The 20,394-nt window shown below is 31.8% G+C and carries 21 protein-coding genes and 1 tRNA gene; 6 read left to right on the forward strand and 16 right to left on the reverse strand.

Going from position 1 to position 20,394, the window contains the following annotated elements; all coding sequences use genetic code 11:
* Positions 1–10: 10 nt before the first annotated feature.
* The 4 genes from O5640_RS01065 to hisA all read right to left on the reverse strand — a co-directional run bounded on the left by O5640_RS01065 (position 11) and on the right by hisA (position 4,341).
* Positions 11–1,015, reverse strand: coding sequence for a hypothetical protein (locus tag O5640_RS01065; protein WP_269612719.1), 1,005 nt, complete (start codon positions 1,013–1,015; stop codon positions 11–13).
* 200 nt (positions 1,016–1,215) lie between these two features.
* A complete protein-coding gene (locus tag O5640_RS01070) occupies positions 1,216–1,773 on the reverse strand; it encodes a thylakoid membrane photosystem I accumulation factor (RefSeq protein WP_269612720.1) in 558 nt (185 codons plus the stop codon).
* A 68-nt stretch (positions 1,774–1,841) separates the two neighbouring features.
* Positions 1,842–3,473 (reverse strand): DUF3685 domain-containing protein, encoded by a 1,632-nt coding sequence (locus tag O5640_RS01075; RefSeq protein WP_269612722.1) that lies wholly within the window; start codon positions 3,471–3,473, stop codon positions 1,842–1,844.
* Positions 3,474–3,570: 97 nt separating this feature from the next.
* Positions 3,571–4,341, reverse strand: a complete 771-nt coding sequence (gene hisA / locus O5640_RS01080) for a 1-(5-phosphoribosyl)-5-[(5-phosphoribosylamino)methylideneamino]imidazole-4-carboxamide isomerase (protein WP_269612723.1) — start codon at positions 4,339–4,341, stop codon at positions 3,571–3,573.
* 93 nt (positions 4,342–4,434) lie between these two features.
* Between hisA and O5640_RS01085 the strand changes: the two genes are divergently transcribed.
* A complete protein-coding gene (locus O5640_RS01085; protein WP_269612724.1) occupies positions 4,435–5,352 on the forward strand; it encodes an NAD-dependent epimerase/dehydratase family protein in 918 nt (305 codons plus the stop codon).
* Here O5640_RS01085 and pgsA read toward each other — a convergent pair.
* Positions 5,324–5,896 carry a CDP-diacylglycerol--glycerol-3-phosphate 3-phosphatidyltransferase gene (gene pgsA, locus O5640_RS01090; RefSeq protein WP_269612725.1) on the reverse strand — a complete coding sequence of 191 codons (573 nt, stop codon included), beginning with the start codon at positions 5,894–5,896 and terminating at the stop codon, positions 5,324–5,326. The two genes, O5640_RS01085 and pgsA, sit on opposite strands and share 29 nt — an antisense overlap.
* 1,029 nt (positions 5,897–6,925) lie before the next feature.
* Between pgsA and O5640_RS01095 the strand changes: the two genes are divergently transcribed.
* Positions 6,926–7,813, forward strand: coding sequence for a GNAT family N-acetyltransferase (locus O5640_RS01095; protein ID WP_269612726.1), 888 nt, complete (start codon positions 6,926–6,928; stop codon positions 7,811–7,813).
* 10 nt (positions 7,814–7,823) lie between these two features.
* Here the strand turns inward: O5640_RS01095 and O5640_RS01100 are convergent, their stop codons facing one another.
* The 3 genes from O5640_RS01100 to nth all read right to left on the reverse strand — a co-directional run bounded on the left by O5640_RS01100 (position 7,824) and on the right by nth (position 9,448).
* Positions 7,824–8,027, reverse strand: a complete 204-nt coding sequence (locus O5640_RS01100; RefSeq protein ID WP_269612727.1) for a hypothetical protein — start codon at positions 8,025–8,027, stop codon at positions 7,824–7,826.
* Positions 8,028–8,048: 21 nt separating this feature from the next.
* Entirely contained in the window at positions 8,049–8,717 is a 669-nt protein-coding gene (locus tag O5640_RS01105; RefSeq protein WP_269612728.1) for an SDR family oxidoreductase, read from the reverse strand.
* A gap of 77 nt (positions 8,718–8,794) precedes the next feature.
* Complete coding sequence (gene nth / locus O5640_RS01110; protein ID WP_269612729.1) at positions 8,795–9,448, reverse strand: endonuclease III; 654 nt, start codon at positions 9,446–9,448, stop codon at positions 8,795–8,797.
* Positions 9,449–9,638: 190 nt separating this feature from the next.
* On the opposite strand from nth, the gene O5640_RS01115 reads away from it, so the two are divergent.
* Positions 9,639–10,697 (forward strand): ABC transporter ATP-binding protein, encoded by a 1,059-nt coding sequence (locus tag O5640_RS01115; RefSeq protein WP_269612730.1) that lies wholly within the window; start codon positions 9,639–9,641, stop codon positions 10,695–10,697.
* A 173-nt stretch (positions 10,698–10,870) separates the two neighbouring features.
* Complete coding sequence (locus O5640_RS01120; RefSeq protein ID WP_269612732.1) at positions 10,871–11,422, forward strand: ferritin; 552 nt, start codon at positions 10,871–10,873, stop codon at positions 11,420–11,422.
* A gap of 300 nt (positions 11,423–11,722) precedes the next feature.
* Here O5640_RS01120 and O5640_RS01125 read toward each other — a convergent pair whose 3' ends face one another.
* Positions 11,723–12,319 carry a Crp/Fnr family transcriptional regulator gene (locus O5640_RS01125; RefSeq protein ID WP_269612733.1) on the reverse strand — a complete coding sequence of 199 codons (597 nt, stop codon included), beginning with the start codon at positions 12,317–12,319 and terminating at the stop codon, positions 11,723–11,725.
* Between the two features lie 278 nt (positions 12,320–12,597).
* Complete coding sequence (locus O5640_RS01130) at positions 12,598–13,656, reverse strand: chlorophyll a/b binding light-harvesting protein (RefSeq protein WP_269610185.1); 1,059 nt, start codon at positions 13,654–13,656, stop codon at positions 12,598–12,600.
* Between the two features lie 254 nt (positions 13,657–13,910).
* On the opposite strand from O5640_RS01130, the gene O5640_RS01135 reads away from it, so the two are divergent.
* Positions 13,911–14,636 (forward strand): AhpC/TSA family protein, encoded by a 726-nt coding sequence (locus O5640_RS01135; RefSeq protein ID WP_269612735.1) that lies wholly within the window; start codon positions 13,911–13,913, stop codon positions 14,634–14,636.
* A gap of 222 nt (positions 14,637–14,858) precedes the next feature.
* Here O5640_RS01135 and O5640_RS01140 read toward each other — a convergent pair whose 3' ends face one another.
* The 4 genes from O5640_RS01140 to O5640_RS01155 form a co-directional block, all read right to left on the reverse strand.
* Complete coding sequence (locus O5640_RS01140) at positions 14,859–15,671, reverse strand: ABC transporter ATP-binding protein (RefSeq protein ID WP_269612736.1); 813 nt, start codon at positions 15,669–15,671, stop codon at positions 14,859–14,861.
* A 34-nt stretch (positions 15,672–15,705) separates the two neighbouring features.
* Positions 15,706–17,040, reverse strand: a complete 1,335-nt coding sequence (locus tag O5640_RS01145) for a Rieske 2Fe-2S domain-containing protein (protein WP_269612737.1) — start codon at positions 17,038–17,040, stop codon at positions 15,706–15,708.
* 192 nt (positions 17,041–17,232) lie between these two features.
* Positions 17,233–17,424 (reverse strand): hypothetical protein, encoded by a 192-nt coding sequence (locus O5640_RS01150; RefSeq protein ID WP_269612739.1) that lies wholly within the window; start codon positions 17,422–17,424, stop codon positions 17,233–17,235.
* 122 nt (positions 17,425–17,546) lie between these two features.
* The gene (locus tag O5640_RS01155) at positions 17,547–17,717 is read right to left on the reverse strand and encodes a hypothetical protein (RefSeq protein WP_269612740.1); all 171 of its coding nucleotides are present in this window, start codon (positions 17,715–17,717) and stop codon (positions 17,547–17,549) included.
* A 345-nt stretch (positions 17,718–18,062) separates the two neighbouring features.
* Here O5640_RS01155 and galE point away from each other — a divergent pair, with 345 nt between their 5' ends.
* Positions 18,063–19,109: a UDP-glucose 4-epimerase GalE gene (galE, locus tag O5640_RS01160; RefSeq protein ID WP_269613771.1), complete on the forward strand. Its 1,047-nt coding sequence runs from the start codon at positions 18,063–18,065 to the stop codon at positions 19,107–19,109.
* A 191-nt stretch (positions 19,110–19,300) separates the two neighbouring features.
* Here the strand turns inward: galE and O5640_RS01165 are convergent.
* Positions 19,301–19,377 (reverse strand) — tRNA-Met (locus tag O5640_RS01165).
* Between the two features lie 52 nt (positions 19,378–19,429).
* Positions 19,430–20,392: an asparaginase gene (locus O5640_RS01170; protein WP_269612742.1), complete on the reverse strand. Its 963-nt coding sequence runs from the start codon at positions 20,390–20,392 to the stop codon at positions 19,430–19,432.
* Between the last annotated feature and the right edge of the window lie 2 nt (positions 20,393–20,394).

The raw sequence follows: 20,394 nt of genomic DNA on the forward strand, positions 1-20,394 counted from the left end.
CATGCGACTTCTAATTGAGCTTCTCTGATCTGATAAGTACTATTGGTGTTTGTTGGTTAGCATTACCTGCTGGATTTGATTTTAAAGCCCTTTTAATCATTTCTGTATTATTAACATTATTTGTTGATAGAATTTTAACTCTTCCTAGATCATTTACATCTACAACTGCCACATTAATATTTAGTTTTTTTGCGGCTTTAATACAAAAATTTTGAGTATCTTTAGGACCTAAAACTATACATTTATCATATGGTGGAGTCGTTCCAGTAATGTCATCAATTAATCTTGCTTGTTCACCTGCTAAACGATAAAACATACCTCTAACTCCAAAGAATTTAAATATTCCTCCAATAAACCATGAAATTATTACGCGTGTTGGACCAGAAATATTTATTAGGGTTTGCATTCCAGAAGCAGTTGCTAAACTACTAGTTGGGTGAAATCCTTTGCAAATTAACCTTGAAATTAGACTAGAATTAATGTTTCTATAATTTATATATCTTCCTTGCATCACTGCTAAGGGTGACTCTCCAATTGCAAGAATATCTGTAGAAATACAATTTAGTGGCATGTAGGATTTTAATATTTCAATAGGATCATCTAAGCTACCAAGAATATGAGTTCTAATTGGATCTATTGAAATAGTATTAGAAGAATCTGATTTGGATATATCTACAATGTTTGGTAATACAAAACCATCGAACTTTTTGAAAGAACCAAATGGTCCGTAATTTTCCCATTCTATATCTAGCCATAAACATTTAACCTTATTTAGTGAGGTGTTTTTAATTTCAAATTCAATTTCAATTTCAACAAATGTCGACTTGTTTCCCTTTAAGATATAAGCAGCCCAGTAGTCATTTTTTTGTTCTTCTTCTGCATCTGGGTGAAGTGGTTTTATTTTTGTATAAAACCTTATTATCTCATTATTAGATATACCAATTAACTGAGGATTAACATTAAAAGAAGGAATCATTACTTCCATTCTTTTCTGTAAATTTTTAATTTCAACCAAAGTAATATATTTATGCTTAGAATTTAATATGATTCTTTTAAATTCTTTGGGTTTAATAACTAGTGGCGAAGTTTGTCTAAAATAATGCTTTATTTCAATCAATGAAAATAAGATTATTATGAGAAAAAGAGAGTTTAATAACATTCTTTAATGAAAATATTTGATAATTTAATTAAAATCTTTAATACTTTTTTACATTTTTAGCTGCCTCTAGGTTTAGTATAACCATCTTTAGAAGGCTCACTATTATATTCGTTAAAACTTTTGACTGTTAGATCGAAATCAGGTTTATTTAGACCTGTTCCTTTGCTTATTGCATTATTAATTTCATCGAACGATACCTGCCCTTCTTCGTCTAAGAGAACATTACCTTTCCCGTCAAGGATCACTGTTTGAGGTATCTTCCCATGCCAGTAAAAGCCAGGATCTTTAAAAGTTTTCTGATCATTATTATCTAATTCATCAATTGATAGAGGAATTAAATCAACAGATGAGCTCCACAATAACTTAATACCTGAAACTACAGGTGCGAATTGTTTACTAGTAGAACTGTCGTCTAGATAGAAAACTAAAACACTTGTTCTTTCGTTTTTCAATGACTCTGATAATGTGCTAGGTGGTGGAACTAGTGATCCGTTACCAGCATAGATTGGGTATATATTTCCATCATAACTATTAGTGTCCCTAGCAGAATAGGCTGGATTAACAAATACAAAAAAAAGTAAAAGTAGTGAGGAGAATATTCTTAACAAAATCAATGTAAAGTACTTATTTTTTAAATTCTAAAGTCCTAAAGCTAATCTAGCTATATTTATTAATAAATAAATTACCCTTTGGATAGGTTTCTCCCCATACCCTGAGCAATGCCTCTACCAATTAATCCTATAGATCTTCCAACAACTTTTGTGAGGATTAGAACTATTAAATCACCTAAATATTGAATTATTGCCTGTATTTGTGGAGCCAAAGCATCTCTTAATTCTATTGTAAATGCTATTTGCCTTTGCGTCCAGTTTAATTTCCTTAATTCATCATCTCTAGTTTCAAGGATGATAATCTTTTCTATTTTATTATTTTTGACTGTATAATATAATCTTTTGCTTTCGTACAATCTAATAGGCTTTTTTAATAGATTTTGTAATTGATTATTTGTATTTATTTGATTTCTTTTACGTTCAAGTTCCCTTGTTGAAACTAATTCTTTATTCAGAAAGTATTTACGTAATTCTGGCCATTCTGAGCATGAAGATATAATTTCTTCACAAATTATCTCAGCCGTCCTGAATATCCAATTCAGAACAAATGTTTCTAATTGAATAATAGATCGAGGGTCTTCAATTGATAAATATTCTCCGTCGATGAGAATTGGTTTGTTATTTAATATTGGATCTATTATTAATGCAATTGGAGGTAGTTCATCATCAATTATTCCAAGTTCTGCATTTTGTACTAGAAATTCTGAAATAAACACGTCAACACCATTCTTTTTTAGACGATCATATGAATCTATAAAATTGCGAAATGTATTAGCGCGTAATTCAGGAGTAATTGATTCTAAAATTTCTTCGAATTCTTTTTCGCGATCATTTTTAGAATCTAGTTTATTGAGAATAATTGAAAATTCATGCAGAAGAGTTTTCAAGAGATTAGTTCTTTTGTTTTTATTCAATGAATAAAGAGCTGCTAGTTCGTCCGTAGAATTTGTTAGGTTGTCTTTAAGTCTCTCCTTTACCCTTTTATAAATTAGCTTCCATAACTCATTTGTTGAGGTGTTTCTTATTGTTATGTCAGTACTATATTTGTTAATTAGATTTATTTTTTCATCGCTATTATTTTTAATTGGAGACTCTATTAATACCTCTAGAGGTCCCCATAACCAGATGATTAATCTCTTTGCTATTAATAGTTCTCTTCTTCTACCTAATAATATGAAAAGATAAAATGAATTTATTGATTTATTGCCTATCATGCGATCTATCGTGTGTAGATCTTTATTTATTTGTGATAAACCACTAGTTAATAACCAATGTCCTAATCCATATGAATTAGGAATTGAGTCAGCATTGTAATTTGTTTCATTATTAATTTTAAATACTCTGCCACCCTCAAGTAAAATATTGATTGTATCTCTTAAAATTTCAACAGTAGGATCTTGAATAACTCCTTCACTACCAAAGGTCATCAAATCGGCAGAGGATAATTTAATGTTTTTTGGTATTACTATTAAAACTGGAGATTGATCCCATCTTTCTTTTAACTTAAGAATTTCTAGTTTGATTGAGTTTGAGAGCTCAACTTCTTCAAGGCAAAATAGAATAAGTTTAGGTAACCCATTTATATCTTTTTTGTCTAGGATTATTTCTAAATTATTATCCTGAGATGTTAGCTGCAAAGCCAATGATTCGCCAAGTAGTGCAGGCGCTATCATTAAAATTTGTTTTGCTCTTTCTTCGATCAAGTTGAATTCTAGAACCTATCCTATTTAAGATAACTTGATTTAAAAATACTTCCAGCCCTGTTCCATAAATCTAAAAGACAAATTATATTTTTAAATGTTAGACATGAAATTTATCTTTCTCATTGAATGAATCTTGAATAAGAAGATTTTTAAGAGTTAATATCGCTTCTTTTAAATCTATTGAGCCGTCATATAAGGCTCTCCCTACGATTATTCCTTTAATACCCTCATTCTCGAAATCAGCCAGGGAAATTAAATCAGCGATTGAACCTATCCCTCCTGATGCGATTACTGGATTAATACTTATCTCAGCTATCTCTCTCAAGGCTTGAACATTTGGTCCTTTTAGAGTGCCATCAGTAGCAATGTCAGTTGAAATGATTGCGGCTAATTCAAGATCGTTAAGTTGTTTTGCTAATTCAACAGAAGATATTTTGCTTTGTTTTAACCAACCTCGAGTGGCTACCATTCCCTCTTTAGCATCAATCCCAACTGCAATTCTTTTTGGGTATTCTCTAGATAGATCTTTAACTAACTCTGGGTTCTCTATAGCAATTGTCCCTAAAATAATTCTATCTATTCCTATGCCGAATAATTCTTTTGCACGATCTATGCTCCTAATTCCACCCCCAAGTTGAATAGGTATTGTTATGGATTTTTTTATTTCTTTTATTGTCAGATCATTTATGGGTTCACCAGTCTTAGCACCATCAAGATCTACAAGATGTATTCGTTTGGCTCCTTGGCTTTCCCAAGTCTGAGCTTGTTTTATTGGATCACTATTGAACTTAGTGACTTCATTGTAATTGCCTTGATTTAGTCGAACACATTTACCATTCAGTAGATCTATTGCAGGTATGATTTCCATCAAGAAAATAATTATTACTATTCATCTAACATCATTTAAGTAGCTCTGGGAGATTATCTATAGGCTTTAATATAATTTTTTTAATAAAGGATCTTGAAAGTTCTTTTTTACGGCGGAACAAGGTTTGTAGGAAAAGCCCTCGTCTCGAGATTGCTATCAAAAGGACATGAGATATATGTTTTTACACGTGGAAATTTACCAGTACCAAAAAATATTACGCACCTAAAAGGAGACAGGTCGAATGATGAGGATCTAAAACAACTATCTGATCATTCCTTTGATCTTATTGTTGATAGCTCTGGACGTAAATTGGAGGATACGAAAAGACTTCTTAAATTTTCAGGTCTTCCTGGTTATAGATTTATATATATAAGTTCTGCCGGCGTATATGAAAATACACAATTATTTCCTGTTAGTGAAGATAGTCCAATAGATCTTGAAAGCCGTCATATAGGTAAAGCAAAAACTGAGTCTTGGCTTAAGGCCGAAGGCATTCCTTTTACGAGTTTTCGTCCTACATATATTTATGGCCCAGGAAACTATAATCCTATTGAAAAATGGTTTTTTGATCGTATAACTAATGGCCGATCTATTCCTGTTCCTCTTGATGGTCAAACCATCACGCAATTAGGACATGTTTCTGATTTGGCAGAGGCTATTTCAAAATCTCTTGAAACAGATAATGCAATTAATCAAATTTACAATTGTTCAGGTAGCAAAGCCGTAACATTTAAAGGTTTAATTGAAACAGCAATTATAGCAACTGGAAATAAAGTCATTGATTTTGATTTACGTTCTTTTGATCCTTCAAAACTTGATCCTAAGGCAAGAAAACTTTTCCCTTTAAGGTTAACTAATTTCTTTACTGACACCTCAAAAATAAAAAAAGATTTATCTTGGGAACCTAAATTCGATTTGTTAGAGGGGTTAATTGATAGCTATAAGAATGATTATCTATTAGCTAAGCATGAACAAGTTGATTTTAACTCTGATGATATTCTTTTTGATTGAATACATATTTTATAGCAGAACTTAAAGTAAGAAAAAATGCTATCCAGAATGAGAAATAACCTATTTTATTAATAATATAAATGGTATGAATTGTACCCCAACCTTTAGGCCATAATAATAGAATTATACTGATAAATTGAAAAGTAGTTTTATATTTACCTTGAGTTGAAGCTGGACCACCTGAGGTTTTATCAGAACGCCAACTAGTTACTAATAGTTCTCTCGATATTATTAGCCAGATAGACCATAAGGGTACTAGATTCTCATGAATCAACCAAATCATTGGACCAATAAGTAGTATCTTATCTGCTAGAGGATCTAATTTCGCTCCAAAAACGGAGTTATGATCATATTTACGTGCAAAATAACCATCCAGAAAATCAGTAAGACCAGCTATTAGTATTAGAAAAATAAAAATTTCATTATTACCATTCCTCAGAGAAATAATTATTGGTAATCCAAGTAATATCCTTGAAATTGTCAGTCCATTTATAATCCTAGGCCAACTAGTTGATTTTTTTGAATTGATACTTTTTTTGTTCATTTTATTTTGAGTTTTATGTTGTAAAGTTGTTTAAAATCCTAAAGTTTAGACGATATAGAACCTATTATATTATACTAAAAATTAATAGAGTTAAACCATGACTGCATTTCTGATTTTTATGTTTTTCCTATCATTAGGAGCAATGGCATTTATTGTAAGAAAATTGGATCAAGAATAACTGAGATTTTTAATTGTAAATATAAAAATATGATGTAAAATTGTTTTTATAAATTTTCAATTATTTAGATCTTTTTAATTCATTGAATGAATTGAGTAAATATGATAATTCAACACCATCTTTAATAAGTTCCGTTGGCGATCTTTCTAAAGTTTCATTCAAATGCCCTTTAAATGATAAATCGAATAATTTTGGAAAATAAATTAGAGATAACAAGTTTAAGCGTTACATAAGACTTAATGAGTCTCATATTCATATAAGTGTATCTGATGAAAATTGCATCGTTTTTGGAAGTCATCTTCTTCCTGGATCAATTGTTCTCAAATCATTAGATTTCTTTATTAGAGTAACTCCTGATCTTGTAAAGACATTAATAACAAGCTCAAATAATAAGCCTTCAAGCGTTGATATTTATGTTCTTCCTAATTGTACTTGGTCAAAAAGAGCAATTAAGCTTCTTGAAACAGCTCATATAAATATAATTTTCATGTAATTACAAATGATGATGAATTTAAAAGAATCAGTAATCAAACTTTTATTTCTACTTTTCCACAAATATATATAAACAGTCGATTTATTGGTGGTTATAATGAGCTTTCAAATTTATCTGTTAAAGGTGGTCTGCTTTAACTTATTTATTAATTGTTTATTCTAAATAATTAGGTTAAGGGTTAATTATTAAGTAATTTAAATATTTTAAAACCTTTTTCAATATTTAATAAAATATCAATGAAAGTTTCATTATTAATAAATATTATATATATGTTCAAATAGGATGTTTTTTTTTGCACATATTTATAGATTTATTAATTATTTTTATTAGATTTATTATTTATAGAAAAATATAATTTATGGATAATCTTTTATCTATTAAACCTCTATCTGATGAAGATATCGATTTTGTTACTGAAATATCTAGAAAAGAAGGTTTTGCTCCAGGTGTTGGTGATTTAGGGATATATCAAAATACAGATAGACAAGGACTTTGGGTGGGTTGGTTTAATGACAATCCCATTGGTTGCATAGCAGGTGTTCGTTACAATAAATATTACGGATTTCTTGGATTGTTTTTAGTAATTGAGAAGTATAGAGGTAGAGGTTTTGGTCTTCAGCTTTGGAAAAAGGCTTTAAGTCATTTAAGCGATTTACCATGTGTTGGTCTAGAGGCCGCTCCAGAGAGAATTACTGATTACTCAAAATGGGGCTTTACGATTTCTTCGAAAACAACTAGATGGCAATGGTTGGGTGATGGGAAATTACTTGAGGAAAACTCTAAGAATGATGATTTAGATGATTTCAGATTTGTTGAAGGCTCCTCAATACCTCAAGATGCAGTAAAAAGATTTGATGAAAAGAGAGAAACAACGCCTAGACCTCATTTTTTATCTGATTGGCTGAATCATCCAGCTGGAAAGGTAATCGCAGTTATTGATAATGAAAACCGATGTCATGGCTTTGGGCGAATAAGACCATGTCTTTTACAAAACGGAGATGGATGGAGAATTGGTCCTTTAATGGCTGATACTCAAAAGCTTTTAACAATTTTGTTGAAGAAATTAATTGAGAGCCATCCTGGATTGATAATTATTGATGCTCCTGGTCTCAATAAGACGGCTTCTGAAGTTTTTACAAATCTAGGTTTCAAATCTGAATCTGAAACTTTCAGGATGTATCGAGGTTCACAACCACCGGTTTCTATGAATGATGTATATGGTTTGGCTTGCTTAGAGTTGGGTTAGGACAATTTTTCTAACCATTGGAATTTGATTTTCCTCTGTGAATTTTTTTTTCTTCATTCAATTGAGTTTCTAATTGATCAATAAGTGCAGTAACTAATGATTGGAATTCTGGTTGGCATCCCCTGAATGCAGCTTTATGTCTTATTGATTCATTCCTTGTTCTTAGATCAGTAAGCATCAGCTGCAACGCGTCAATTTTAGCGTTGGTATTCATAATGTATTTAAGTTTTTATAGTCAGATACTAAACGCCTTTATTGCCTTACTCATATTTGTTTTAGGATTCTCTTCGCTACTAGTAATCTCGACGATTTTTTTGATCGAGTCTTTTGTTTTTAAAGCTTCTATGCAGGCCTTTGCAACAAGTCTTCTCGGGATTGAGCCTTCTTCTTGAGTTTTTTGACCAGAAAACAAAATGTTCTGATTTTTTAAATTAGTTTCATTCTCATTCAATCCTCCAGGACGTATGACTGTCCAATCTAGACCACTTTTTTGCAGTGATTTCTCACCTAATCTTTTCCATATAAGAATGAGACCAAATAAATTTAGAGGGTGTATCAATTTCCCTGCACAAAGTGAACTAACAAGAACAACCCTTTTCAGCTTTTGTCTCTTACAGCTTTCAATTTGTTTTTTGATATTTAAATAATCAACTTTAGCTGGACCAGTTAAATCGATAGATGGCCTCGCACCTGTTGCTATAACTAGGCTCTCACAACCTTGTAATGCATAATCAAGTGTGGTTCCATTAGTGTTTGACAAAACGTATCTTTCACAACTTTTTATCGATTCAGGAATTTCAGACTGTGATCTAACTATTAATCTCACCTCATATCCAGCTGATATTGCTTCTTCTGCGACTCGAAAACCCGTTTTCCCCGAAGCTCCTGTTATCGCTAATTTCATTAGATTAATGTTCCTTTTATATGTTTCTAGCAAGAAATAGTCCTTTTTGTTGAGATAATAAAATTATTAGATAATTATTACGCCCTTTTACAAATTATTGGTTTATTTCTATTAGGATAAAGTTCCTTGCACAAGTTACAAATTGTACCGTTACATCCTCTTGCTGAGCAATATTCTCTTCCGTAAAAGATAATTTGTAGATGTAATTTATTCCATAGATTTTTTGGAAATAATCTTTTTAGATCTTTTTCCGTTTGGATAACATTTTTACCTGAAGTTAGTCCCCATCTCTGAGATAATCTATGTATATGGGTATCAACAGGAAATGAAGGGACACCAAATACTTGAGACATAACAACACTTGCTGTCTTGTGACCAACACCTGGAAGCGACTCAAGCTCCTGAAATGAATTTGGAATTATATTGTTGAATTTTTCATGAATAATCTTTGAAAGGTTATAAGTATTTTTTGCTTTAGTTTTTGCAAGTCCAAGTTGTTTTATGTAATTATATATTCTCTGCTCACCTAATTTATACATTTTCTCAGCTGAGGGGGCAACGCTGAAAAGTTCTTTAGTTAATTCATTGACTTTCTTATCCGTTGATTGTGCACTTAACACAACTGCTACTAGTAGTGTGAAACCATTTTTATGATCTAAGGGTATCGGTGTCTCAGGATATATTTCTTCAAGTCTCTTAATTATTATTTTCACCCTTTCATTCTTTTTCATCGGAGTATAAACTTTTTTGTTTATAAATTTAACTAATTAAATGCCTTTAAATTTAAGTCAGAGTTTCAAGCAAAAACTAGTTGTATCATTTTATACACATCCCTGTAGTTTTTGCGTATACATTTTTCCTTTTGTGGTTAGTTTGTTTTTAATGGAATCTCAATGAATAGAATAAACAAAAATAGTTTTGGTGAATACTGAGCTAGAAATCCATAATTTATGGCATGATTTTAAATCTAATAAAAATAATAATTGGGTTCTAAAGGATGTTAATTTTTCTCTAAGACCTGGAGAATTAGTTGGTTTGCTTGGTCCTTCTGGTTGTGGAAAAACCACTCTTTTAAGGCTAATAGCAGGTTTTGAAAAGCCTAAACGTGGATTTATAAAAAAAAATGGGCAAATAATCTCTGATAATCATTATCTTCTTTCTCCTGAGAGAAGACAAATAGGGATGGTTTTTCAAGACTATGCTCTTTTCCCTCATCTAAATGTTTGGGATAATGTTTGCTTTGGCATAAACAAGAAAGAACAATCTATAAAAAGAGCGCACTGGTTACTTAATTTATTGGATATTTATGAGTTTAAAAATAGATATCCTCACGAACTTTCAGGAGGGCAAAGTCAAAGAGTTGCATTAGCAAGAGCCCTAGCGCCTGGTTCTTCTTTGGTTTTACTTGATGAACCTTTTTGTTCTTTAGATGTTGAAGTGAGGTCTAGATTACGGTCAGAACTCTCTTCTGTTTTAAAATCCTGCTCTGCATCTGCAATTTTAGTCACTCACGATCCTCATGAAGCATTAGCTATTTGTGATCGGGTGGCTGTATTAAGAAGAGGTGAAATTCAGCAATATACAACTCCATTTGAAATGGTTTCAAACCCATTGAATGATTTTGTAGGTCAATTTGTATTGCAAAAAAATATTTTGCCTATTCGATACATTAATGAATCCTATTGTACGTGTATTGGTAAATTGAATTTCCATTACCATACATCGATTTCATCAGAATCTGTTTGTATGTTCGATAAAAACTCTATTAGGATTAAAGCCTGTGCAAATAATGGCTTCACAGTTATAGCAAAAGAATATCGTATTAATCATTATGTCTATACTGTAATTAAAGATGGTCTGAAATTAAGATCAGAGATGAGCTTGGATACAAAATTATCTATTGGAGATAAATGCAAAGTTGAAACAATTCATGAGAAAAATTTTGTAGTCTTACCAGAAAATATTAAATCTAATTTTTAAATAGTTAATTTCTTAATTAAATTCTATTTATTCTTTTTGACGCAATTGAGATTCATTATCAAATAAATTAATTTTAAATTTTTAATTACCAACAACAATATGATACAAAAAGAGTTATGATTTGATTGGAAAATAAATTATTTTTTGCGTTCTTTGATTTAGCTTTTCTTGTGATGCATTCAGCTACATCCTCTTCAATAGGTCTTAACGTGGGTCCTTCAGGGCGTGCAGTTGCACAGCCTATGGATGTTGATCTTCTTGAGTCTCTTTATCAACATACTTCTCTTGAGAGGGTTTCAAGTGCACAATATTTAGCTATGTCCCTATGGTTCCTAGAAAGAGAACTAAGAGGATTTGCTTCTTTTTTCAAGAAAGAGTCTTTATCTGAGCAAGAGCATGGATTTATCTTCGCTAAATATATGATCGCTAGAGGACAAACTGTCAAACTTGATGAAGTAACTAAACCAATACAAGAATGGAAGACTGTTCAGGAGTTAGTTACTTTGTCCTTTCAAATGGAGGCTGACGTAACAACTTCTGTTCAACAACTTTATTCATTGGCAGAGAGATCAAACGATACTCGCACTACGGTATTCCTTGATCCGGTAATAGACGAGCAAATTAAATCAGAAGATGAAATGGCTTACCTACTTGGTAAAGTTAATTTTGCAAATAATGATCCTTCTGCATTGTTCATTATTGATAATGAATTAAATATAAAATAAGTTCTATTATTGAAATTATAGTTGTTGATAAGTGCTAGATCTTCTAGTTAGCTCTAATAGAAACTCAAAAGACAAGCCCTGAGAATATTTGAACATACTTTCAGAAATGTTTAAAATTTTTAATCTATTTTTATTTAATCTATCAAGTTCTAAATATAATCTTTTTGATAAAGTTTTGTTATGACAAGTCTTTAGCGATCTATTTATATTTTTTGATCTATTTTTTATATACTCTATTTCTTTGCAGAGTGACAAAACAACAGATTCGGAGCAGGTAAAGAAATTTTTATTCATTATTTATTATGCTGTTAATGGTGATGACTCAATGAATTCAGGAGAAAGACTTAGAGTTGGATCACCTGATGGAGCTTTTAGTAAATCTGCTGTTCTCAGCCTTGAAATTAAACGAGTAGAAGTAACTCTTGTTGATCCAATTAACTCCCCAATTCTTTCATGAGTAAGTCTGAAAGGTAATTGGCACCAATCACCACATCTTCTTCCAAGTCGGTTAACTAATAAAGCAAATAAAGCTTGAAGCCTTTGTTCAGCATTGCCCAAATGCCTAATCCTTAGAAGCTGAAGAGTCCACTCATTTACAGCGTCATATCCTCCAGCTTCTACTGATGTCTCAGCATCACTTACAAAGCATAGTGGCGTTAAAGCTTCTACACATACACCTTCACTACAAAGCCTGTCTGTTCTTAATTGGTCGCCTGACTGCAAAAAAGCCAAGGTCATTCCTTCTGTCTCTTCACATGGGCAATAGACTCGAGCTATTCCATCCAAAACTTCCAAGCAAGTATCTCCTCTTCTTGAGGAAGGATCTATTAGCACCGATTGTCCCGTTGCCATTCGAACCGCCGATGAGGGCGTCTCTGCGTAGCTTCTAAAGCTCATTGAAACCTATAAGGAGCTTAATGGATTCCTAACTTACACAAGAAAAGGATCTTTTTGCAACCGATTCTCAATAGCAACAAGCTCTTGAGACTTTTTTTATTTAGTTGTATAAAAAATCACATCAATAGGCAATTTTTAATAGCTTTTTAGTCTTTTGAGTTAGTTAATTGTGACATTAGTGCGATCTCTTTTGTATTTATTTCTACTAATGAGCCGCATAAAAAAAAGGCCCGCTAGCGGGCCTTTTTTTTTATTCACTAATGAAATTAAATTAATAATCAACCGTTAGTGATTTTTGCGTTTTCCATATTGTCGAACGCTTTACCTACGCGCCTAAAGTCAAATCCCATAGCTCTTAGTGCATGCCAGAGATGTCCCTGAATGAAGAAGAAGCCAAGATAGAAGTGAACATTTGCCAACCAAGCTCTAGCTGTATGAGCGCCAGTAGCAAGAGAAGCGTCAGTATCAACAAAATAAGGAGCGAAATCAAACTTCAGTTGAAGTACATCTCCAAAGAATTCTGTTGAATAAACAGTTGTGTTTGTTGAACTCCAGAAAGCCGCAACAAGGGCACAGTAACCAACACCAGCTAGTGAGTATGAAAGAACAGCTTCTGCTGAAAGAAGTCCTTTACCTTTGAATTCTGTGTACTCACCGAATTGCTTAGTAATGATGTGGAATGCTCCACCAATAATTTGGAAAAATGCAAGGAAAGCATGGCCACCCATAACATCTTCCAAACTGGAGATTTGAAGGAAATCAGCTTGGTGATTCCAAATCATTCCTAAATCTAGGTTGTAAGAAACTGTACGAGTAGCTCCTAAAGCAGTATCCCAAATACCATGATATTGAGCCCATTCAACGAATTGAATGTTAGCCAAGCCTAGGAAAATAAGGTGGTGACCAAGAATAAATGTAAGCTTGTCTGGATCGTCCCACTCGAAGTCAAACTTTTTAGGACGACTTCCTTCCGGATAGTTTCCTAAATCTCCGTCGTATCTTGTGGAGTGAAGAATTCCACCAGCACCAAGAACACCAGAGAAAATTAGGTGAAGTACAGCAATAACTGTGCAACCGTAAGGCTCAGTAATTACTCCGTTTTCGATTCCACCTATTCCAAGTTGTGCAAGGTGAGGCAAGCAGATCAAGTTTTGATTACCCATCGCAACGGATGAGTCATAACGAGCTAGCTCAAATAAAGTGAACGCACCTGCCCAGAACATCATCAAACCAGCATGGGCAGCATGCGCAGCGATGAATTTTCCGGAGCGATTGGCCGTCCCTGAATTACCCGCGTACCAGTCATAGGTAACGCTAGGATTCCCGTAGGTCTGCACGAGAAATAAACAAAGAACAGTAAGAGGATATATTTATAGGTCTGTAACTTCCATATCCCTTCACATTGCTTATTGAAATTGTAGGTTTTGTACATATTTCACGAACATCTGCTACTAAATATGATCTTCGTGTTATGGGAACATTTGATCTTTAAACTCCTTTGCATGACTATCAAATTTACCTTTACGTATACTGAAAGCTCCTTATCCGCCGTGTGACTTTGTTATTTTGAAAACAAAGCCAAATTAAATTAATGAATTATAAAAATGTCATTAAAGAGTTTTTTGGGAAAGAGAAAATTTTTCATGAACAAAGAAAAAGCCTAATAGTTTTACTTGGTTCTTTTGCTGATTTTGATAGTTTTGAATACGCTCAACAATTATCAGCTCAATCAAAAAGACTAACTAAGTACTCAGTTGATTTGATCTTGATAGGTATTGGAAGTGAAAGGTCTAAAAAATTTTTTTGTAAATTTAATAATATTGATGGTAAATATGTTTATTCCGTAAAGAATGGAGACCTCCATAGAAAACTTAATCTTAATCCTGGCTTTGTCTCACCTATGCCAGCCATAATTAATTTATTGATTATGTGTACGGGGATAAATTCTAGAGGTACGATTAAGGAAGTTTTAAGAGGCTATTTTGGGGATAAATATGCAAAGAGTCTATTCTCTTTTGATGAAGAGATAAATATTGGACCTTTTTCTTTTTTGAAGGGAAATATGTTTGATATTTTTTCAAAGAAAAAAAATTTACGCCCTTTTGAGCTGGCTACTAGGAGACTTATGAATATGATTGAAATACTTTCAAATTGGAAAATTTATGTTCCTGATTCCGCATTCTTAACTCAAAGAGGAGCAACAATATTTCTAAATGAAAAAGATGAGATATTATATGAATTTGTTTCCGAAAGTCTTTTAGGATACTCAAGCAATATGAGTACACCATTATCATACCTAGATGATATTTTGAAATAATCTAAGTGTAATGATTACAAATAAATGCTTATTTTGTGGAAGCTCTAATTTGAGAGCTGATCGTGCTTTATCTGGAAGATTGGTATGCAATTCATGTGGTACCCCTTTCGGCGTTAGAAGACGAGGAAGCAAGAAGAATAATTATTTAAATATTTTTTCATTAAACAATAAAAACTTTCTCTTTATTTGCATATTAATTTTTACCTTAATTCTTGTGATTGTTTAATTATTTAATGGAATCATCCTCCAGTAACCTTCTTGTTCTATTACATTTATTGATATATTAAAAAGTTTACTTAGTATTTTAGAATTTAATAATTCATTTGGATTACCATCTTTTATTATTTCACCTTCTTTTATTAAAATAACTCTATTAGTCTTTGTTAGAATTGATTCTAAATTATGTGTGACATAAAGAAGATTTATTGATTGGTCAATTAATTTATTTAGATTTTGATGTAATATGAAATTTGATTTTATATCTAAATTACAAAAGGGCTCATCCAGAACTAATATATTAGGCTTGTAAACAAGAGCTCTAGCAAGCAATCCCCTTCTTTTTTGACCGTCAGATAATGAATTGAATTCATTGTAAATAATTTTATTAAGTTCCCATTCATTAATCAGATTATTAATTTTATCTTGTTCACTTTCTTGAATAAATTTAGAATATCTAGAATTAAATGTTCCAGAAAATCCTGATATAATAACATCATATAGAGTTACTCCATTATTTACCCTTTTCTCCATTTCTTTGAATAAAAATCCAACCTTTCTCCTTAAATCCCAAATATTTATGTTTTCTTTGTTGAATAATTTAAATGAACTTTGATTTGAAGTGATTGGATAAACTGATCTATTGAATAATTTTAAAAATGTTGATTTACCAGATCCATTTGGTCCTAATATTAGTATATTTTCACCATAGTTTAGATTTATATTGATATTTGAAAGTATTTTATTTTGATTAATATATACATTTATATTTTTTAAACTTGCCCAGCTTATTAAAGTTTTTTTAGATTTATTACTCATTTATATTATAACTAACATTTATCATATGCTTTATTTATATTAATAACAGTATAAAACTTATTGGGAACAATAATCTAGTTAGCAGTTTGATAATTATCTTTCTATTGTTTTTTATTGCTAAATTTGGATTTTCTGGAGGATATTGCATTCCTCTATCCTCATGAACTGAGTTTGTTAAGGAATTCGTGGGATGTAATTCCCATGGTTTTTCTTTGTTTAATGCATTTTGAAGCCAATCCCAGTAATATTGAACCATTTTATCTTCACCTAATAATTTTACATTATCTTTTTGTATATAGCCCATCTGATCATTAAAAGTTTGGGTTTTTAAGACTAAATAATCTTCAGTAAAGATCTTATAAAATGTTCTCCTTTGTAGATGACTAAATAAAACTAAATTTGTAAACAGTTTGTTTTTCAGGAATTTCCTATAATGCCTGACAATAACTCGTGCTTTGTTATTTCCTAATGGAATATGATCAAGGACTTGAATATATCGTGTGCTTTCAGGTGAGCCTTTATATATAAAAATTCTGCCAGGAGGTACGAATTTTATTCTGATAAACTCATCTTGCCCATTTGTTTTATAAGAATAGATACTTTCTATTTGCCTATTATCTCTTTTTATTTTCTGATTAAAACTAGTTATAGTTTCTCTGTTTACATTCTTGTCTGGGATAGTGTCTCCATGCATCCAGAATACATGTAATATATCCAGATGATTTTCAATGATTCTTGCCCAATCTGCTTTGAAATCTACATATACTTCTTCATATTCATATTCTAAAGATGGAAATCCATAGGAATCAGGAAGAAGGCTATTAATTGAAGATTTTATTTGAAAATCTTCAATATTTGCAAGTGGTGTTCCAGTATAATAAATATATATATAACCTTCTTTTTCAACACATGGATATTGAAAAAGTTTTATACTTTTTGCGTAATTATCGTAATTAGAATCAATAATATGCTGACAAGTTATTCTATCTAAATTTGTGCAACTACCTTGAGACGAGAACCTCGCGCCGTGATAAGGACATACAAGTTGACCATTTATAACTTCACCGCCCAAAAATGATGCTCCTCTATGAGGGCATACGTCTTTTACACATCTAACAATACCCTCTCTATCACGATACAAAACAAGAGGCTCATTATAAATAGTGAAGTGATTTAATTTTCCCTCTTTTATTGAATCGCTGCTCGACACCGAATACCAACCTAATAGTCCATTTGTTAATTGATTAGAAGGCTTTGGAGCAATATTTTCAAGATCTTTTACACTTTCTTTCTCATTAAAATTAGATCTAATGAGATTATTAGTCTCATATTCATATGATTTATTATCTTTTCCTTGTTCTTCTTTCATAATCGACCTTTCTTTTAATGAGATAAAAACTCACTCATTAAATGAGTATTCTCCTTATGGGCTTAAAGACTCAAAAAAAATAGCACCTAATGCCTTCGAGTATCGATTAAATTTACATAAAAAAACTTCAACGTTTTTTTTCCAGTGAAGTGAATTCGTTTAAGTCTTTATTTTCTTCTAGAATTGAATTGCTTAAAGGGTTTTGGGAGATAACTCAATGCTTGATACAAATTCAGATGCTTCTTCAATATCATTGCAGAATTTACATGTACCGAGATAGCAACCTAGATATCTCAAGAAAGAAGTTTTACCGCCAGAAAGTTGATATTTGTGAATCGTACCTCCCTGAGGGGTGGCTTTTACAAGTTGAGGTAAAGGAGCCATTAATAAACTGTTTTTATATAATCTGCTTTTATTATTCTTATATAGCAATAGGTAAAATTACTAAAAAAAAAAAGAGAAAAAATCTTTATGTTTGCTTTATTTTACGTGAGCACTTAACTGAACTAGTCAGCATATCCATCATCATCTTCAGTGTTCAAAATTCTAGGGGTGTTTTTCATATGTTCATCCCATGGATGAACATATGATTCTTTGTCAGAGTAGACCTCGCTCTTTAATTCTTCTATTAAAGTTTCAAATTGTTTGATGATTCTCTTTAGATTGTCTTTTTTCATTTATATAGTTCAGATTAAATAGTTTTCTATGTCATTATAATGAGTATGCTCTTTGATTTATATTTTTTACTTTTTTTATTCAACTTGTTAAGCAGCAAAAATATTTTTTGTGCAAATCAAATATATAACTTTATTTAAAGTGTAGTGAGCTTATGAATATTGGTTGAATCAATCATTAATCAAAAATTAGATTTTTAAAATAAATAAAATTATACAATAACGATTTTTATAAAAAAATAGCATCTAATTCAAATAGGTTTAATCAGATGCTATATTTTAAAAATTGTTTTCGTTTAAAAACTGACTTAGAATGACGTTTTGTTTAAAATATTCACTAAGGGTATTATGAGGGTTCTTTTAACGGGTGGCTCTGGATTCATAGGCTCTCATATAGCATTGTTGTTGTTAGAAAGGGGATTTGATGTAGTAATTTTAGACTCTTATGCTAATAGTTCACCGAATGTTATCAATCGAATTAATACTTATTTAGATAAAAACGATTTAAGATATAAAATAGAAATTATTAATGGTGATATTAGAGATAAAAAAATCATAGATAATATATTTTTAGAATCTATTAAACAATCTAAAAATATAGATATTGTTATACACTTGGCTGGCCTGAAATCTGTATCAGAATCTTTGAATAACCCACTTCATTATTGGGATGTGAATGTACTTGGAACTCTAAATCTTTTACTTACAATGAAAGAATATGAATGTTACTCCCTAGTCTTTAGTAGTAGTGCCACTATTTATGGTTTAAGTGATTCTGTTCCTATATCAGAAGATCACAAAATCTCACCAATAAATCCATATGGTGAAACTAAAGTAGCAATTGAGAAAATGTTTTTTGATTTATATAATTCTAATACCAACTTATGGAAAATATGCTCTTTGCGTTATTTTAATCCTGTTGGAGCACATCCATCCGGGGTGATCGGTGAAGACCCTGTTGGAACTCCAAATAATTTATTTCCTTTTTTAACTCAGGTAGCAATAGGTAGACAAAAACTTTTAAACGTTTTTGGAGACGATTGGGATACTAAAGATGGTTCGGGAATTCGAGATTACATTCATATTATCGACTTAGCAGAAGGTCATTTAGCATCAATTGATTACTTAAATTCTAAAGAGTCATGTTTAGAATTTATTAACTTAGGATCTGGTAATGGATATTCTGTATTTCAAATTATCACCCAATTTGAGTCCTCTATTGGTTGTCAAATTCCTTTTTCAATTCAAAGTAGAAGAGAAGGTGATGTCGCTAAATGTTATGCAGATATTTCAAAAGCTAAGAAATTATTAGGCTGGACTCCAAAGAGAACCTTAGATCAGATTTGCTTAGACGGATGGAATTGGCAAATAAAAAATCCAAATGGTTATAGGTAAATTATTGTTTTTTGAGTAATACAGCTTATGAATTTGTTTGTACTTAGTTCTATCTAGTCAGTCAGAACTCCCCTTGAGATTGATCATGGGTGTTTACGCAAGCTCAAAGGTGAGAACTGATTATGTTAATTGGATGCTAGGAGAATCTAGTTATAGACAATAAAAAAGGGCCTAATGGCCCTGATGGTAATTGGTGGCGGGGGGAAGATTTGAACTTCCGACCTTCGGGTTATGAGCCCGACGAGCTACCAGACTGCTCTACCCCGCGAAGTTTATAAAGCATACATCCTTATGTGACGTAAAATACTAGTTTGTTTGGGTTAGGGAATCTTTAATTCTCCTTCAACTTCTATATAGATGCCAGTTTTTTTCTGGAGGATGATCTCATCAAGTTCCTCTAGTGCAGATGGAGTAATCCATTCAAGTTGTCGCAGAATATGAATTGCGACAGCATGTTTAGCTCTTTTTGATCCATCTTCAACCTTAATTGAAAGACCAAGTCCCTCGCCCAAAAGACCAATACATTGAATACCCTCACTTCCACCCTTACTTATGATTTGTTTGTGACCTCGTTTTATTAATTCAGTGTCAAAATTTCCCTCTCCAGCAAGTAGATCTGGGTGATTTGTCATTGCACGGGTTATTTTTTCAAATTCTGGATTGTCTGATCTAGATAAATGTGCATACAAAATAGCCATCTGAGATAAACGCAAAAGTAAAGTCGGAGCACCACAGTCATCTCTTTCTGCAATTAATTCTTCTGCTGGAATTTTCAACAACTCTGAAACTCTTCTGAAAATTTCTTTCTGAAGTGGATGATGTCCCATTAAATAGCTTTCTAGATCCCAGTTCATTTTTTTGCATGTAGCTAGAAAGGCAGAATGCTTTCCTGAACAATTATGTTGAAGTTTGCTTTTTTTATTTTGAGGGACAGGGCATTTTAGCTGCTTAATATCGATATCCGCATTCCAGAGGAGCCTGAATGCCGTTCTTGCTTGATCTGCTGAACCAGAATGCGAACCACATGCAATAGCTAAAGTTTTTTCATCTAAATTGTATTTTTCTGCAGTTCCACTGGTCAGAAATGGCAAAACCTGGAAAGGTTTTAATGCTGACCTTATAAATGTTTCATAATCAGATGACCCCGCTTTCATAAGCGTCCTTCCTTTCGTGTCGCAGATTGAAGCGTGTGCCCTATGAATAGATTCAACACTTGAACCTCTTTTAACTAGTATCCTTAAATAATTGTTAGTTCTTGTTGTTAATTTTTCTTGTAGATTCATAA

The organism is Prochlorococcus marinus str. MIT 0912 (genome assembly GCF_027359595.1).
GTDB classification, from domain to species: Bacteria; Cyanobacteriota; Cyanobacteriia; order PCC-6307; family Cyanobiaceae; genus Prochlorococcus_B; species Prochlorococcus_B marinus_C.